Source organism: Paenibacillus sp. CFBP13512 (assembly GCF_005233705.1).
GTDB lineage: Bacteria > Bacillota > Bacilli > Paenibacillales > Paenibacillaceae > Saccharibacillus > Saccharibacillus nuruki.
In genome coordinates this window covers 17,905-33,926 of record NZ_QGAD01000014.1, presented here as the reverse complement: position 1 = coordinate 33,926, position 16,022 = coordinate 17,905, and the positions used below count along the sequence as shown (strand labels likewise).

General features: G+C 40.0%; 13 protein-coding genes and 2 riboswitches. Of the genes, 11 read left to right on the top strand and 2 right to left on the bottom strand.

The annotated features are described in order from the left end of the window. Nucleotides 1-68: 68 nt before the first annotated feature. The 3 genes from PaeCFBP13512_RS17920 to PaeCFBP13512_RS17910 all read left to right on the top strand — a co-directional run bounded on the left by PaeCFBP13512_RS17920 (nt 69) and on the right by PaeCFBP13512_RS17910 (nt 2,656). Nucleotides 69-929 (top strand): helix-turn-helix transcriptional regulator, encoded by an 861-nt coding sequence (locus tag PaeCFBP13512_RS17920; protein ID WP_137225012.1) that lies wholly within the window; start codon nt 69-71, stop codon nt 927-929. Between the two features lie 452 nt (nt 930-1,381). After that, the gene (locus PaeCFBP13512_RS17915; protein WP_137225010.1) at nt 1,382-1,639 is read left to right on the top strand and encodes a hypothetical protein; all 258 of its coding nucleotides are present in this window, start codon (nt 1,382-1,384) and stop codon (nt 1,637-1,639) included. A 105-nt stretch (nt 1,640-1,744) separates the two neighbouring features. Continuing rightward, the gene (locus tag PaeCFBP13512_RS17910; RefSeq protein WP_161594302.1) at nt 1,745-2,656 is read left to right on the top strand and encodes a YwqG family protein; all 912 of its coding nucleotides are present in this window, start codon (nt 1,745-1,747) and stop codon (nt 2,654-2,656) included. A 107-nt stretch (nt 2,657-2,763) separates the two neighbouring features. Here the strand turns inward: PaeCFBP13512_RS17910 and PaeCFBP13512_RS17905 are convergent, their stop codons facing one another. After that, nucleotides 2,764-3,360 carry a histidine phosphatase family protein gene (locus PaeCFBP13512_RS17905; protein ID WP_137225007.1) on the bottom strand — a complete coding sequence of 199 codons (597 nt, stop codon included), beginning with the start codon at nt 3,358-3,360 and terminating at the stop codon, nt 2,764-2,766. A 233-nt stretch (nt 3,361-3,593) separates the two neighbouring features. Here PaeCFBP13512_RS17905 and PaeCFBP13512_RS17900 point away from each other — a divergent pair, with 233 nt between their 5' ends. The 8 genes from PaeCFBP13512_RS17900 to PaeCFBP13512_RS17865 all read left to right on the top strand — a co-directional run bounded on the left by PaeCFBP13512_RS17900 (nt 3,594) and on the right by PaeCFBP13512_RS17865 (nt 14,952). After that, complete coding sequence (locus PaeCFBP13512_RS17900; RefSeq protein WP_069328188.1) at nt 3,594-3,797, top strand: DUF4177 domain-containing protein; 204 nt, start codon at nt 3,594-3,596, stop codon at nt 3,795-3,797. Nucleotides 3,798-4,005: 208 nt separating this feature from the next. Further along, entirely contained in the window at nt 4,006-5,556 is a 1,551-nt protein-coding gene (locus PaeCFBP13512_RS17895; protein WP_137225005.1) for an SMI1/KNR4 family protein, read from the top strand. A 179-nt stretch (nt 5,557-5,735) separates the two neighbouring features. Then, nucleotides 5,736-7,097, top strand: coding sequence for a carboxypeptidase-like regulatory domain-containing protein (locus tag PaeCFBP13512_RS17890; protein ID WP_137225003.1), 1,362 nt, complete (start codon nt 5,736-5,738; stop codon nt 7,095-7,097). A gap of 302 nt (nt 7,098-7,399) precedes the next feature. Continuing rightward, nucleotides 7,400-7,603, top strand: a riboswitch (cyclic di-AMP (ydaO/yuaA leader). 61 nt (nt 7,604-7,664) lie between these two features. Further along, a riboswitch (cyclic di-AMP (ydaO/yuaA leader) is annotated at nt 7,665-7,847 on the top strand. Nucleotides 7,848-8,095: 248 nt separating this feature from the next. Then, the gene (kdpF, locus tag PaeCFBP13512_RS23655) at nt 8,096-8,176 is read left to right on the top strand and encodes a K(+)-transporting ATPase subunit F (RefSeq protein WP_083243537.1); all 81 of its coding nucleotides are present in this window, start codon (nt 8,096-8,098) and stop codon (nt 8,174-8,176) included. A 19-nt stretch (nt 8,177-8,195) separates the two neighbouring features. Continuing rightward, complete coding sequence (kdpA, locus tag PaeCFBP13512_RS17880) at nt 8,196-9,866, top strand: potassium-transporting ATPase subunit KdpA (protein ID WP_137225001.1); 1,671 nt, start codon at nt 8,196-8,198, stop codon at nt 9,864-9,866. A gap of 75 nt (nt 9,867-9,941) precedes the next feature. Continuing rightward, nucleotides 9,942-11,969: a potassium-transporting ATPase subunit KdpB gene (gene kdpB, locus PaeCFBP13512_RS17875; protein WP_137224999.1), complete on the top strand. Its 2,028-nt coding sequence runs from the start codon at nt 9,942-9,944 to the stop codon at nt 11,967-11,969. 68 nt (nt 11,970-12,037) lie between these two features. Then, entirely contained in the window at nt 12,038-12,613 is a 576-nt protein-coding gene (gene kdpC / locus PaeCFBP13512_RS17870; protein ID WP_137224997.1) for a potassium-transporting ATPase subunit KdpC, read from the top strand. Next, entirely contained in the window at nt 12,610-14,952 is a 2,343-nt protein-coding gene (locus tag PaeCFBP13512_RS17865; RefSeq protein WP_069328194.1) for a histidine kinase, read from the top strand. Before kdpC ends, PaeCFBP13512_RS17865 begins: the two co-directional genes overlap by 4 nt. A gap of 52 nt (nt 14,953-15,004) precedes the next feature. Here the strand turns inward: PaeCFBP13512_RS17865 and PaeCFBP13512_RS17860 are convergent, their stop codons facing one another. Then, nucleotides 15,005-15,919, bottom strand: a complete 915-nt coding sequence (locus PaeCFBP13512_RS17860; protein ID WP_161594301.1) for a DUF4097 family beta strand repeat-containing protein — start codon at nt 15,917-15,919, stop codon at nt 15,005-15,007. Nucleotides 15,920-16,022 lie beyond the last annotated feature (103 nt).

Genomic DNA, 16,022 nt, shown 5'->3' with positions numbered 1-16,022 from the left:
AATCATAGAATACTAATGTATGTATACAACGAGCATTAAAATCGCATTCACTCTAAGGAGGGTATACAGTGAATCAACAGCATCGTTTACAAGCCTTATCTTCTTTTCTCAAAGCTCAGCGAGCGAAGATTTTACCTCAACAAGTAGGACTAATCGTTGGCATTAGACGACGCACTCCGGGATTACGACGGGAAGAAGTCGCTCAATTAGCAGGTGTCAGTACAACATGGTATACATGGTTAGAGCAGGGCAGAGATATTCAAGTATCTGCTTCTGTATTGGAAAATATAGCATCCGCCCTTTTGCTAACACCGGATGAACGGAAATACTTATTTTCATTAGCGCTGGATAAAAGTGCATCGATCGTTCCTTTGTCCGAAGAACTTCCTTCTATTACACCTGCGCTATACAAAATCTTACAACAGCTACAATACTGTCCTACGATTATTTCTGATCGACATTGTCATATTGTTGGATGGAATGATGCCGCCAAACATGTGTTTCTCGATTTTGAAAGTATTCCTGAACCGGGGCGCAATATGATTCGTTTGTTATTTTCACGCAAAGAGTTTCGTCGTTTAGCTGTGAATTGGGATGACTTTGTAGGCGGATTTTTGGCGATTTTTCGTGCTTATTATGGTCAATATGTAGATGATGAGTGGTATGAGCAATTCATTGCAGAGATGAGTGAATTGTATCCTGATTTTTATCATTTATGGGAGCAAAGTAAAGTCAGTTCGGCACCTGAAGTTGTGATCGAATTCCGACATGCCAAAGCAGGTAAAATGCTGTTCGATCTTACCTCATTACAAGTACAAGGCAATACTGATCTACGGTGCAGTATTTATACGCCTTTAGAAGATTCGGCGACAGAAGTGAAGCTTAGAGCTTTAATGGAACGTAGCAAGGAAATAGAATTAGAGCTGTAAACACCTTTTGTAATTTTCCAGTCTCTATACTATAATTTCCATATATCCCATAGACAGATATACGGATAGAAAGAAGTGAAAAGAGGTGCTGTATTGTTAGAATATTATCCTTTAATCTGTTCATCCTTGATCGTTATTTTGTTGATTTTCCGTTCAGTATATCATCGATTCCAGAAGTATAATCGTGAAAATACAGGCTTATCCTTTCTAAGTGTTCTGGTTTTAATCCTATTTCTATCTATGGATGGACATGCTCCTTGGGAAAAAGATACAGCGTATATATTAATTATTATTAGTTCCTGTCTTTTTGTGCGATTTTTGAATTATTGGGTGGTTCAACGGAAGTGGACGGACTAGTCATAGGGATTCTTTAATAACCTGATGTGACGGTGAATAGCTGAGAACATCTTATAATGTAAGACAACAACATATAACGAAAGAAGGAGCAACGGATGAACTCTCTACAAGGGCAAGAACATGAACGGGACGTTGCCTATGCCGCTTTACAAAAAAGATTATCTGAGTGTAGCGAACAGGATGCTCTACAGTTAATGCGTAGCTTCGATCGTCAGATCACTTTCTGGCATAAGCAAAAGTCGAATATCCAAGAAGCCCGTTCTTTTTGGAAAACACCTTATCCTTATGTGGGCATTGGTGTAGGTATTATAGTGCCGGTCAGTGGATTTATACTATTGATGTTATTGCCTTGATCGAAACATAGCTAGCTAGTAGCGCTTGGCACGATGAACGCAACCATGATAATGAGAAATGATGGTTGCAACACAAAATACCTTACTTTAAAGGAAGATGACTTCATGAATTCGATGCCTAAAGCATTTCAAGGCGATTATATTCCATCCTTACTGGATAAGCATCAGATGTCTGTATTAGCACCGTATTTGCAAGCTACTCAGCGTTCTGTACTTCAATTAGAACGTGGACAGCATGGAAGTCAGCAAGTGGGAGTATCGCGTATCGGCGGTTATCCTGATCTACCTGCGCATATCCAGTGGCCTTGCACTAAAGGTGGACAATATATGACTTCACTGGCTCAATTGAATTTGTCACAGATCGTTAGCGAAGTGGGTGAAGATCGGTTGCCTGATTATTTTCCACGTCAGGGAATGCTTTATTTTTTTGTGGGATTAGATGAACCTTCTTACCAGATTGAGCATCAGATTCTGTATATGTCCAAGCAAGATATGGGATCACTGCACTATCATGAACCAGCAGGGACGACAATATTGGAAGAAGATGAAGAACAGCCGTTTCAAGCGTATGAAGTTCATGCTCAAGGCAAAATAGAATTTCCGAATTACGGATATTTAGAATATGATGCCTTAGCAGATCATGGTGTGTCTGAGGAACAGTATCTGGAGTGGATCGAAGGGTTGAATAATGAACCCGATGATGCAATTGGGAAAATGTTTGGTTATCCTGTATCACAACATGGAGACGATGAGATTGAAGCCATCACTTCGATACTGACAGGCAAGCATACATATGAAATACAGAAGCGCCGGGCATGGCTGGTTGATGTTTTGGAAGGTGATGAACAGAAAGCAGATCAAGAGATTGAAGATATGCTGATGTTATTGGAGATCGAAAGCGATGATGATATCGGTTATATGTGGTGGGATGCCGGAGTCATTCATTTCTTTATCCGCAAAGAAGATTTGCTTCAGTTGAACTTTGAACGAACGTATTGTTCTGTCTATTCCAGCTAAAGAATCTGTTGACGCTACTTTATATTATATTAGACGTATTCAAATAGACTATCCCGTTCCTGAGTGTTTCTGAGGAAAAGGATAGTCTATTGAGGTTCAATCGTTATTTAATCGAATTGATTATGGGTTTGCTTTTTGTTGATCGGGTAGGGTGACTGCACTGTTATCGCTTGAAAAACATGCAATTTCCCATTCTCCACTTGTCTCATTCGTGGGCCTTTGAAGCCACGCTTGACCAGTTGCTTACGCATATACAGCATTAATGCCCAATGACTCACGACAAGGATATGTTCTTCCTCTGAAGATAAAATCACATCTAGTGCACGATTAATACGTGCTTCGACTTCTCGGATCATTTTACGATATCTACGGCTTAGTAAAGGAGCCATTTTGAAAAGAACGCCCCATCCGATAAACGGAATACGTATATTCGTATTGAAGCTTGGAGGTGTGAGTTCACGCAACTCAGGCATTATTGTAATTTCACCATCATAAATCGAACGTGCCGTTTTGATCGCACGCGGGAGATCGCTAGCAAAGCATTTTCCCCAATTGAATCCGCGCAAGTCTGTTGTACCATCATGGATATCCGCAATATCATATTCTTCAAGCCAAGCAATCAGTTCACTGACTGTGACAAACTGGCGAAGAGGAAATTCTTTATTTACTTTAAAATGGCGGACAAGTCCGATTGTCTTCGTCATGAGTCGTGTATAATTCCTCCAGAATAGTATGGTCTTTCTGTACCTGAACAAAAAATAAGTAGATAATTTTAGTTTAACATAGTCACGCAAGGACAGGGACGATATTCATTATTTATTTTAAAATAAAAGTACTGCCTTGCAAAATGACGTTTTGAAACCTGACACGTAATCGTGTATATTTAGTCATAAGCTTATAAATGAAGATTATGTTTGGTGATGAAAGGGAGAATACAATGAGTCAATGGGAATATCGTACAGTCAAATTACATACCGGAGGTTTCCTCGGTGGCAAAGTAGATGATGTTGAATTACAAGAGCAATTGAACGCCTATGGTTTTGATGGATGGGAGCTGGTATCGACATTTGATACCAGTCTGTCACAAGGTGGTTCACGAGAAATTATTTTGATTTTCAAAAGAAGTGCATTGCTTGATTAAGCCTGTAATTACATCTGTATTATGTACGTACAGATGTATACCTTTTTTTGGAAATGTTAATCGTTACCTTTAATATCGGTTAATACATATTATATTTGAGGTGAACCATGCTGCGAAATTAGGTATGCAGCATCAGCAACGGTATACTTTAATGAATGACGATGATGATAAGCACAAGGAAAGGCTCATCGAATAGGAGGAAACAACAATGATCGGAACATGGCTTGAAGAAATTAAATCCATATTACGACCAGAATTGAATAGTCTCGAAGAAGCGCTCAAAGCTTCTGCTGGAGATGAAGAAATAGAGCAAGCTGAAGCTACAATTGGTGTCTCTTTCCCTGATGATCTGAAAGAACTGTATCACATACACAATGGCGAGTCTCGGAGTGGACCGGGGTTCTTTTTTGGCTTGCAATTTTTGAGTCTGGAAGAGATGGTTAGCGAATGGAAAATATGGTCAGAGCTTGAACCGGAGTACCAGACGATGGGAGATCATTATTCGATTCCATCAGGTTGGATCAAAGAGCAATATATCAATCGTCACTGGATTCCTTTTTGTCATGATGGAGGGGGGAATCATCTAGGGATTGATTTGTCTCCTGCTGAACATGGAGTCGTTGGACAGGTAATTAATTTCGGACGTGATGAAGAAATGAAATATGTGATTGCGCGTAGTCTCGGTGAATTTATTCATTTTATGCGTGATACGGTTCGTCACGGAAATTATACGATTGAAGAAGATGATGGATTCAAATATTGGATGTATGGCCGTAATGAACAATCACGTATGTTGAAAGATGCTCAGGCCTATGCGCTTGCTGATCTACCCAAAGCCCATACACTAGCTAATGAATCAGAAATACCGTTAAAAGAATGGTTTGAGCAGTTGGATGATAGCTGGCGAGACCGAATTATCAACAAATCCAATACCGTGGAAGAGTTCGCTCGTGCTCATCAAATCTTTTTGATTCGTGAACAACTAACGGATATCACACCACTAGAACGTTGTCATGAAGTGCGTGAATTGATTCTAAGTGTCAATGATATTCAAGATATTCGTCCGCTTGCGAATTGTCGTGAACTCAAAAAGTTATATCTTGTCCGTAATCCGATTCGGGATCTAACGCCATTACGTGGATTACCTTATTTGCAAATTGTGAATCTCGAAGGAACATTGATTGAAGACTTGGACCCTTTAGCCACATTACCGCATCTATGTAATCTAGATTGCACAGATACGCGTATTCAAGATTATACGCCTTTAGCCCAGATGAAGCAGTTGACTACCCTTGCTCTTTCATCACCGTCACGTCAAGCGGTTCAAGCGTTATCTTCGATCACAGGACTGCGGGAATTGAAAGTATGCTCTCCTGGAGAATGGACAGCGGAGGACTGGCAACATATTAGTGAGTCGTTGTCTTTACGCAAGCTTCATATCGAAGATGCTTATTTTGCTGATATGAGTTGTCTACAAGCTTGTGACCAATTGGAAATGCTGACCATTCATGATACACGTATCTCTGATATCTCAGCGATTGCCGATTTGCCTAATTTAAAGCAATTGGAACTGAACAGCGGATGCCAGATTAGCAATATTGAGACGGTTTCCAAATCGGTTTCACTTGAACAATTCAGCGGATCGTTTGCTCAATTTCAGTTGTTAAAAGATACATTCGCTCAATATGTGAAATTCCACAAAATTGTAGGCGAAATGACAGATGAAGAAGAAGAAATCTGGCATAGTCATATACGTTAATACGCTATATTTTGAATATAATATAAATCATAAAAAACTCTGTATCGCTAAAAAGATACAGAGTTTTTTTATTTTTTAATATTTTTTACCTAAAATGATAAAAATGTAGTTGACTATCAAATTTTATTTTAGGTATAATTTACTAATAAATAACATATATTTGAAAAAGTAGAGATGTTTTGAAAACGAAATTAGTAGGTATAACAGCATTACTTGTGACATTAGGCTTAGGTTGGGGAGGAGTAACCACCCATGCACAGACTCCAGCAATACATAAAGATTGGGGGGTAACTACACCTCTAGTCCAAAATGTTGCGCCAAACAATGGATTGAACAACTCTAAAGATTTCTTGGCTATCCCAAAAAGTGAATTATCACAATCCATCACGTTGCCGTCGTCTGCTCGTTCATTCAGTGCAGTAGTTGACGATACGTATGGAACGAATACTACACCGGATCAAGCTTTGTTTATTCAGACAGGACAAGCCTATCAAGGTTACATTGCTGCTGAAGGAGAAAGTCGCTGGTTTTATACTCAAGTCACTAATCCAGCGAAACTGACTTCTTTTTTAAGTGTAGTTAATTCGGCTACGGTTGATTATGATCTTTCACTTTATTATTTGAATGAAGAGACATCTGAGATCGAGCAGGTCGCTTTTTCTACCAAAGGTCCAACACAATATGAACAGCTTAGTCATATTGCCAAAGCAGGATATTATTTTATTAGAGTAAGTTCTTATCAAGGAGCAGATACCACTAATCCATTTACTGTATTTGCTGTCACTTCAGATAGTTATGATGCAAGCGAGCCTGATGATAATCCGTGGTTAGCCAAAGATAAAGGATCAGCACCTTTTGTCAGCACACAGAATATTGATAATCGTTTTGACGAGGATTGGACAAAAGTCACTTTGACAGCTCAATCCAAAATGAACCTTCGTCTAGACAACACATCTGCTTATGGAACGTATCAATTACAGTTATTTAATGCGAATCTGGTGAGTCAAGGAACACTGGCACAGAATACCAACGGTCAAGTCACACTACCTGCGGGAACGTATTATATTCAAGTCTTAGCACCTTCTACATTCGATCTAACGACTCCATACAAACTATCTGTTAATTATCAGACAGCAGATGTATCCAGAGTTGCGATCAGTAATATTACAACAGATGGTGGTGTCTATGGATTTATTAATTATGGACAAGGTAATAAGTGGCGTGTCAAAAACAATATTGTGATCTCAGGTCGTGCTTTTGATGCTACAGGCAATCCGGTAGCGAACGCTATCGTAACGACTAATATCACTACAATTCTCAATGGCAAAGTGATTCCCGGAACAGCTACGACAGATGCTTCAGGTAACTTTACAATGCCAGTCAATATTGATAATCCAGGAGTAGGACAATATACTTTCCAATCATCCAAATACAGACATTATTATGATATTGTCAGAATCCAATTTTTCAGCAACGGTAAGCCATTAAATTCAGACATTAGCACACTGTATCATTTCGCTTATGAAATCTACACAGGTTGACCATAATTTTAAAAATGATAGCATCTTGCGTAAAAAATGACATAACCGTTTTCAGAATCTGTTGCAAATGAATGATAAATGCGATGTAACAACAGTGAAAAAGTAGAGAAACGATGAAAAAGAGAGAAAATAGGAGCCTGCGATAGATAACTTTTCAATAGTTATCTGAAAATGAAAGCTGTGATGATTCACAGCTTTTTTTGCGTCTTTTCTCAGCTTTACAGTTGACAAGGACAGGCGTATTATTCATTGCAGGCAGTTGATGAATACGATTCAGCAACTGATATAAATGAAGTTTCCAATGTTTTTGATCGCTGAGTTTTCGGTGCTAACCGAAAAACGGGGGAACCAAATTGCGATTTCACAAAACGGTGTGAGAGCCGGAATGTGAATCGTTGGGGTGAATCTGCATACTGACTAACCATGGTACAGTCAGACAATGCAGTAGGGCGACTCTCACCGCCCGAATCCGACAGCTAACCTCGTAAGCGTGGATAGGAGAGAAGTGTGAAGCTTGTGCCGATCTGACACAGTGTAATACGACTCTGTGTTTTTTGATATGTTAACAATGTCACAACGCTTAATTTTCATATGCATATGAAAAGCGGGGGAACCAATCGTTGATGGAGAGGACTGATAGGAAATGATCAGGATCTACACAACATGGGGTGAATTCCGGTATCTACCGGAACGGGCAATCTTCCAGCCCGAATCCGACAGCTAACTCCGTAAGCGTATAAGGGAGAACTCCTAACCAGCAACTCGGCAGGTACACGATAAGTGTGCGTGTTTGTAGAAGTCTGGGGAAAAGTTCTGCTTTTCTCCAGGCTTCTTTTTTTGTGCCTTTTTTAGCAAATTATAGTAACCAAAATGAATGCAGGGAGTTCTTCACATATGATGGATATATTAATGATTGGATTGGTTTTGTTGATTACTGTAGGGTTGAGCGGGTTGCTGCAATGGGCATCTGTAGCTATCGGAGAAAGAAGGAATGAGCGATGACTTGGCTGCTGTGGATTATTATTGGTGGATTAACCATTTATCTATGTTACGCATTAATTTATCCAGAAAAATTCTAATGGGTCAGGGGAGAACATCGTGAGTATCTTTTCATATATCGGAATTGCAGTCACTTTTATTATTGCTTTAATCATCGCTCGTCCAACCGGACATTATATTGCACATGCTTTTGACAATACACCCAATCGATTAGATCGTTGGTTTCATCCTATTGAAAAATGGATTTACAGGTTCGGTGGAATCAAAGGTGAAAATCAGACGTGGAAGCAATATGCAGGAGCCGTATTGATCAGTAATACAGTGATCTTACTTATCGCTTATGCGATCTTCCGTCTTCAACATGTATTACCTTTGAATCCAGCGGGCATTACGAATATGAGCCCTGATCTAGCGTTCAATACAGCGATTAGCTTTATGACAAATACCAATTTACAGCATTATAGTGGTGAAAGTGGTTTATCTTTATTTTCACAGATGACAGCGATTATCTTTATGATGTTTGTATCACCGGCAACAGGGATTGCGGTTGCAATTGCATTTATTAGAGGAATAACCGGTAAGCCACTAGGTAATTTCTTTACGGATCTAGTACGGGCAATTACACGCATTTTGTTACCTCTTACTTTTATTATGGCGCTTGTCTTTGTTGGATTAGGTATGCCGCAGACGTTGCATACTGTAGTGACAGCACAGACGTTACAAGGAACAGAGCAAAAGATTGGTGTAGGTCCAATTGGATCATTTCTAGCGATCAAAGAATTAGGGAATAACGGTGGTGGTTATTTTGGAGCCAACTCTGCACATCCTTTTGAAAATCCAGGCGGATTCAGTAATATGTTGCAAATGCTGATGATGTTACTGGTTCCAATGTCATTGCCATTTACGTACGGTAAAATGGTCGGCAACTCGAAGCAAGGCCGAGTATTATTCGTTTCGATGGTTATGATGTTTGTCGTGATGCTTAGTGTATCTCTTGCAAGTGAATATCAAGGAAATCCATTGATTAATCAATTAGGTACCCAGCACAATGCAGGATCGATGGAAGGTAAAGAAGTACGATTAGGCGAAGCTCAATCTTCGTTCTACTCTGTAGTTACTACTGCTTCAGAGACTGGTGCTGTCAATAACATGCATGATACGTTAACACCACTCGGTGGATTGATTGCATTAGGAAATATGATGCTAAATACAGTATTTGGCGGTTCAGGTGTAGGACTGTTGAATATTCTAATGTATGCCATTATTGCGGTGTTCTTATCCGGTCTTATGGTTGGACGCACACCTGAATTTCTCGGTCGCAAAATTGAAGGCAAAGAAATGAAATTGATTGCCGTCACATTACTTATTCAGCCTCTACTGGTCTTAGCGCCTACAGCGATTGCTTTAATGACGCAGGCAGATACGATTTCGAATCCGGGTTATCATGGACTGACTCAAGCGCTCTATGAATTTACATCATCAGCAGCGAATAACGGTTCAGGATTTGAAGGCTTGGGCGATAACACACCATTCTGGAATATCATGACAGGTGTTGTGATGTTTATCAGTCGTTACTTCTCAATGGTGACATTGTTAGCTGTTGCAGGCTCATTAATGGCGAAAAAACCTGTTCCAGAAACAAGCGGAACGTTACGAACAGATCAAGCGTTATTCGGCGGTATGTTTATTATTTCTGTTATTTTAGTCGGTGCGCTTACGTTTTTCCCGGTAGTTGTACTTGGACCTATTGCAGAAATGCTCACATTGTAAACAGCAACATCTTATCTTTTTCTATCAATATATAGTGCGTGTATACTACCAAACGCTAAGTGGAGGAACAATGTAATGAAAAGTAAATCATCAATGATGAGCCGGGACTTGATCTCCAAAGCTTTACAGCAGTCCGTGATCAAATTAAATCCTAAACTGATGGCACGTAATCCAGTAATGTTTGTAGTAGAAGTAGGCTTGATTATTAGTTTATTGTTAATTTTTGTCCCTAATGCTTTTGGCGAATCGGTTTCAACAGGATTTAATATTGCTGTCGCTATTATTCTTTTGTTCACGATACTATTTGCGAACTTTGCAGAAGCGTTAGCCGAAGGACGAGGTAAAGCTCAAGCCGATTCCATGAAAAATACGCAAAAAGAAATTATTGCGAATCGGATCGAAGGCGAGCAGATTGTCGCTGTATCTTCCACTCAACTACGTAAAGGCGATATCGTCAAAGTGGTACAGGGCGAAATGATTCCTGGTGATGGCGAAGTCATTAAAGGACTGGCATCTGTGGACGAATCAGCGATTACAGGCGAATCAGCTCCTGTGATTAAAGAAGCAGGTGGAGACTTTAGTTCTGTCACTGGTGGTACGATGGTGATTAGTGATGAGATCATTATTCGTATTACAAGCGATCCAGGTGAATCGTTTATGGATCGGATGATTAGTCTGGTCGAAGGTGCTGAACGTCAGAAGACACCTAATGAAATTGCGTTAAACACAGTATTGATAAGCTTAACAATTATCTTTTTAATGGTTGTTGTTACATTGCCTTTTATGGCGAGCTACTTAAATATTGTTCTATCTGTACCTGTACTTATTGCGTTGTTAGTCTGCTTAATACCAACAACGATCGGTGGATTGTTATCTGCTATCGGGATCGCTGGGATGGATCGGGTCACACGCTTTAATGTATTAGCAATGTCAGGGAAAGCGGTAGAAGCTTCTGGTGATATTAATACGATTATTTTAGATAAAACAGGTACGATTACGTATGGTAATCGGATGGCTAGCGAATTTGTACCGACAGAAGGACATTCACCACAAGAAGTCGGCGAATGGGCAGCCGTAAGTTCTGCTTTTGACGAGACACCAGAAGGTCGTTCTGTTCTAGAATTGATGAAAAAGCAAAATTGGGAATATCCACAATCGTTAAGCGAAGGCGCAGAGATTATCGAGTTTCGTGCAGAGACACGAATGAGCGGTCTGGATCTTACCGATGGACGCAAAGTACGTAAAGGCGCAGTCGATGCAATCAGAAAATGGGTTGTGTCTCAGGGAGGAACTATTCCGGATAATCTCCAAGCCAATAATGATGCTATTGCTTCTGCTGGAGGAACACCTCTTGCAGTGGCTGTAGATCAAGAAATTTATGGATTGATTTATCTTAAAGATACAGTCAAAGCAGGTATGAAAGAACGTTTTGAACAAATGCGTAGTATGGGTATCAAAACGATTATGTGTACAGGGGATAATCCACTAACCGCAGCAACAATTGCCAAAGAAGCAGGAGTAGATGATTATATCGCTGAAAGTACGCCGGAAGACAAAATAGCTGTTATTCGTCGTGAACAAGCTGAAGGTAAATTAGTTGCAATGACAGGTGATGGTACCAATGATGCACCTGCACTTGCACAAGCCGATGTAGGGATTGCGATGAATAGTGGTACAGTTGCTGCCAAAGAAGCAGCCAATATGATCGATCTGGATTCTGATCCTTCCAAAATTATCGAAGTGGTCGCTATTGGTAAACAGCTATTAATGACTCGTGGTAGCTTAACCACATTCAGTATTGCGAATGATATTGCTAAATATTTTGCGATTATTCCAGCAATGTTTATGGTGGCTATTCCGCAAATGCAAGTGCTGAATATTATGAACCTACATTCACCAATGTCTGCTATTTTATCAGCGCTAATCTTTAATGCCATCATTATTCCGATTCTGATTCCACTAGCGATGAAAGGTGTCGCTTATAAGCCAATGAGTTCTACCAAATTATTGCGTCGTAATCTATTTATCTATGGATTTGGGGGAGTAGTCGTTCCTTTTGTCGGTATCAAATGTATTGATTTGATTATGCAGACTTTTTTATAAGAAATAAGTTCAACGAACGATACAGATACTTTGAAATGACTACTAAGAAATGAAGGGAAAGAATAGGTATGAAAACGGTATGGGTGACTTTACGAACAAGTATCATTTTATTTCTGCTCTGTTGTGTGTTCTATCAACTAGCAGTTACAGGGGTTGCGCAAGCATTAATGTCCAAGCAGGCGGATGGAAGTCTTATTTATAATAGTAACAATCAGGTTGTTGGTTCCGAACTGATCGGACAATCATTTACAGAACCTCAATATTTTCAAGGACGGATATCCAGTATTGATTACAATGCGAATGGATCAGGATCACCAAACTTTGCACCATCTAATCCAGAATTGCTCAAACGCCTGCAAGAATCTGTAGGTACATGGCAAAAGCAAAATCCAGATGTTCCTGTATCTTCTTTACCGGTAGATTTGATCACCAATTCAGGCTCAGGATTAGATCCTGATATTAGCCCTGAATCCGCTAAAGCTCAGATTCCAAGAATTAGTTCATTAACAGGAGTCTCAGCGGATCAATTACAAGCTTTAGTGCAGCAAAATACATCATCCCGACAATTAGGTATATTCGGTGAACCAGCTGTTAATGTATTGAAACTGAATCTAGCTTTGCAAAAAGAGCTGTCTGCATCATGAACACTTTTCGCCGCAAAACACCTGAAGAATTGTTACAAATGATCACCAAATTAAAACAGGGACGTTTGAAAGTATATATCGGAGCCGTAAGTGGCTCCGGTAAAACGTACCATATGCTTCGGGATGGTCAGATGCTCCGTCAAGAAGGAATAGATGTTGTCATTTGTGCAGTATCTACCTTACAACGTCCGGAAACGATGCAACAATTAGGCGATCTAGAACGCATTCCAAGTATCCATTGGGTGAAAGAAGACAAGCAAGGGCAACAGTGGGAACAAAAAGATTTGAATCTAGAACAGATTATTATGCGCAATCCAGAGGTCGTTTTAGTCGATCATCTGGCTCATATGAATCGACCTGAAGCGAAGCATCGGACACGTTGGGAAGATATTCGTTATCTATTGGAACATGGAATCAGTGTGATGGTAACAGTTAATGTATATGAACTGGAAGGTTCGGCTCAATTGGCTCAGCAGTATATTGGCCGAGAAGTGGAATGTACAGTTCCTGCGGATACATTACACCAAGCCGATGAAGTTCGATTAATTGATGTCACGCCAGAAGTGGTGCTGCAACGTTATTCTGCTGGTCTGTTGGATAATAGTAGTGACCGTGCTTTTTTTGAACGTGGGAATCTGGCTGTGTTACGTGAATTAGCACTGCGTACTGTGGCAGAGGGAGTAGGCGGTACACTGGAGAAGCATCGTGCCGAACAAGGGCTAACCGGACCGACAGGAACAGCAGAACGTATTATGGTATCTGTGCAGTACCACTGGAATGGTTCTATTTATATCCGGCGTGGACAACAGATTGCCCGGCGGTTAAGTGGAGATTTGTTAGTTGTTTCTTTTCAAAATAAAGCACGTAAGCTCAATCGTGAAGAAGAAACATTCAAGCGTTCGATCCGTGAGTTATCCACTCAAGTGGGTGGCGTATTTGAAGAAGTGGCAATGATCTCTAAGCGCAGATTACCAAGACAAGTGGTACGTTATGCCAAAGAACACCAAGTAACACGAATTGTATTAGGACATTCACGCCAAAATCGCTGGCAAGAATGGATCAATCGTTCTGTGATTAATGGTGTATTGTTAATGACTCGGGATATTGATATTTTTTTGATGGCAGATCGTGCAGAGCAAGAAGGAGAACGTATTTTACCTGCCAAAACGGCTAAAGTGAATGTTCCTAAAAAAGAAGATGTCTATCGTCGTTTACCTTCAGAAGAAATTGCTCGTCAAATTGATCATATTCGGCGCGGTACATTCAAAGTATATGTAGGAGCCGCACCCGGAGTCGGCAAAACATATACAATGCTACGTGAAGGCAACGAACTGCATCGCCAAGGTATAGATGTCGTGATTGGTTTATTAGAAACTCATGGACGACAAGAAACAGCAGATCAAGCGGCTTCATTGACATTATTACCAAAGCAAGTGATCAAGTATGGTGATCATCATTTAGAAGAATTAGATGTACAAAAGATTATTGAACGTAACCCAGAAGTCGTTTTGGTCGATGAATTAGCTCATACCAATGTACCGGGTAGCCGTAATAGTAAGCGATATGAAGATATCACAGAGTTATTAGCAGCAGGCATTTCAGTGATATCTACAGTCAATATTCAGCATTTGGAAAGCTTAAATGATGCTGTTGAACAAATTACAGGAGTTCGTGTACGAGAAACAGTACCGGATTCCATTTTGCATTTGGCAGATGAGGTAGAATTGATTGATGTTACGCCACAGACGTTACGTCAACGATTACAAGAAGGCAAAATTTATGCTGCGTCCAAAGTCGAACAGGCACTCAGTAACTTTTTCAAAATGGGTAATCTGATTGCTTTACGTGAATTAGCATTACGTGAAGTCGCTGATGATGTCGATGAGCGTTTAGAATCGTGGGAGCGTAAAGATTCATTGCGTGGCCCTTGGCAACGAGAAGAAATTATTTTTGTAGGTGTTAAATTAGATCATGAAGCAGAGCGTCTGATTCGGCGCGGATTCCGCATTGCGTATCGACTCAAAGCCAAATTAATCGTTTCGTATATTCATCTGGGTAGCGAGTTCTCACTGGCAGGTGTAATAGCGGACAAAGCAGATAAGTTGCATCATTTAACAGTACGTCTAGGCGGAGAATTTGAGATTCGCTATCAACCACTACGTCAACGTTTAGCCCAGTCTATTGTAGAAGAAGCTCAATCGTACCATGCAACTCAGATGATTCTTGGACAGACAAGTACCCCACCTTGGAAAAGATGGGGCAGAGATTCATTATTGAAAAAAGTATTACGTTATGCACGCAATATGGATATTCTGGTGGTAGCAGATCGAGAAACTTAATTGTAGATAGATACAGATAATAATCTATTCACCTTTATAATCCAGAGGATACTTATTCAATCTCAATATCACCAGAAGACGTATTGGCTTTGATCATATAAGGACTATTTGTACCATTAGGTGGAACTTCCACATCGCCTGAGTTCGTATGGGCTTCATATGAACCTTCAAATTGATGATTAGTGTGGATTTCAATATCGCCGGATTGAGCAGAAGCTTCTAGATTACGTGCTCCTTTTTGAAGAGTGATTAAGATATCACCAGATTGCGATTCGATATGACCTTCTCCGCCTAATTGCTGAATTTCGGTTTCACCGGAACTTGCGTTTGTATGAACATCTCCATCTAAGCGTTGCGCATAAATATCGCCTGAACCTGAAGCTAGATCGAGCGTAGAACCTTGCCAGTGTTCTAAGCGAATATCACCTGAAGAAGTAGCTAATTGCGTTTTGCCTTTCAAATCATAAGCTTTTACATCGCCCGAACTGGTTTGGAGTTGTATGTTGGTAGCTGTTACATTTTTGAGTGTTGTATGAGCAGATGATACATCCATATTAAATTGTTGCAATTGAGCTGGATCTGTTAAAGCAACTGTTATATGTTGAATAGCAGGTGTCACATCCCAATGGAATAAATTAAATCCATTACTTGTTTCTTTTAACGACAGTTGTAGGGTATCGTTTTGAATCGTTGTCTGTTGTAGTTGCTTGGAGATACCTTGATCTAGCTTACCTTCAAATTGAACAGTATCTTTACCATCTGTACTTGGCACAAAATCCACCTGCACATCATAAGCGGAATAGATACTTAATGCTTTCAATTGCCCACCAGATAATTCCCATATTTGTTTATGTACAAGAGAACCGAGTTTACCACCTAATCCTAAATTATTAGAAGCCAGACCAATAATACCTGCAACAACACAGATAAGTCCAATAACGACACGTTTTTTGATGACTGTTTTCATAATAGTTCCTCCAGATTCATTGTACTTATCTTCTTCAGTCTGTATGTATTTTCCATATTTATATTCAGTCATACAAATAGTACAGTACTTATGATAACACAGT

What these genes read in the sequence shown, in the direction of transcription:
- PaeCFBP13512_RS17915 (WP_137225010.1), top strand. Translation starts at nt 1,382, where the DNA reads ATGAACTCTCTACAAGGGCAAGAACATGAACGGGACGTTGCCTATGCC.
- PaeCFBP13512_RS17910 (WP_161594302.1), top strand. Translation starts at nt 1,745, where the DNA reads ATGAATTCGATGCCTAAAGCATTTCAAGGCGATTATATTCCATCCTTA.
- PaeCFBP13512_RS17905 (WP_137225007.1), bottom strand. Translation starts at nt 3,360, where the DNA reads ATGACGAAGACAATCGGACTTGTCCGCCATTTTAAAGTAAATAAAGAA.
- PaeCFBP13512_RS17900 (WP_069328188.1), top strand. Translation starts at nt 3,594, where the DNA reads ATGAGTCAATGGGAATATCGTACAGTCAAATTACATACCGGAGGTTTC.
- PaeCFBP13512_RS17895 (WP_137225005.1), top strand. Translation starts at nt 4,006, where the DNA reads ATGATCGGAACATGGCTTGAAGAAATTAAATCCATATTACGACCAGAA.
- kdpF (WP_083243537.1), top strand. Translation starts at nt 8,096, where the DNA reads ATGACTTGGCTGCTGTGGATTATTATTGGTGGATTAACCATTTATCTA.
- kdpB (WP_137224999.1), top strand. Translation starts at nt 9,942, where the DNA reads ATGAAAAGTAAATCATCAATGATGAGCCGGGACTTGATCTCCAAAGCT.
- kdpC (WP_137224997.1), top strand. Translation starts at nt 12,038, where the DNA reads ATGAAAACGGTATGGGTGACTTTACGAACAAGTATCATTTTATTTCTG.
- PaeCFBP13512_RS17865 (WP_069328194.1), top strand. Translation starts at nt 12,610, where the DNA reads ATGAACACTTTTCGCCGCAAAACACCTGAAGAATTGTTACAAATGATC.
- PaeCFBP13512_RS17860 (WP_161594301.1), bottom strand. Translation starts at nt 15,919, where the DNA reads ATGAAAACAGTCATCAAAAAACGTGTCGTTATTGGACTTATCTGTGTT.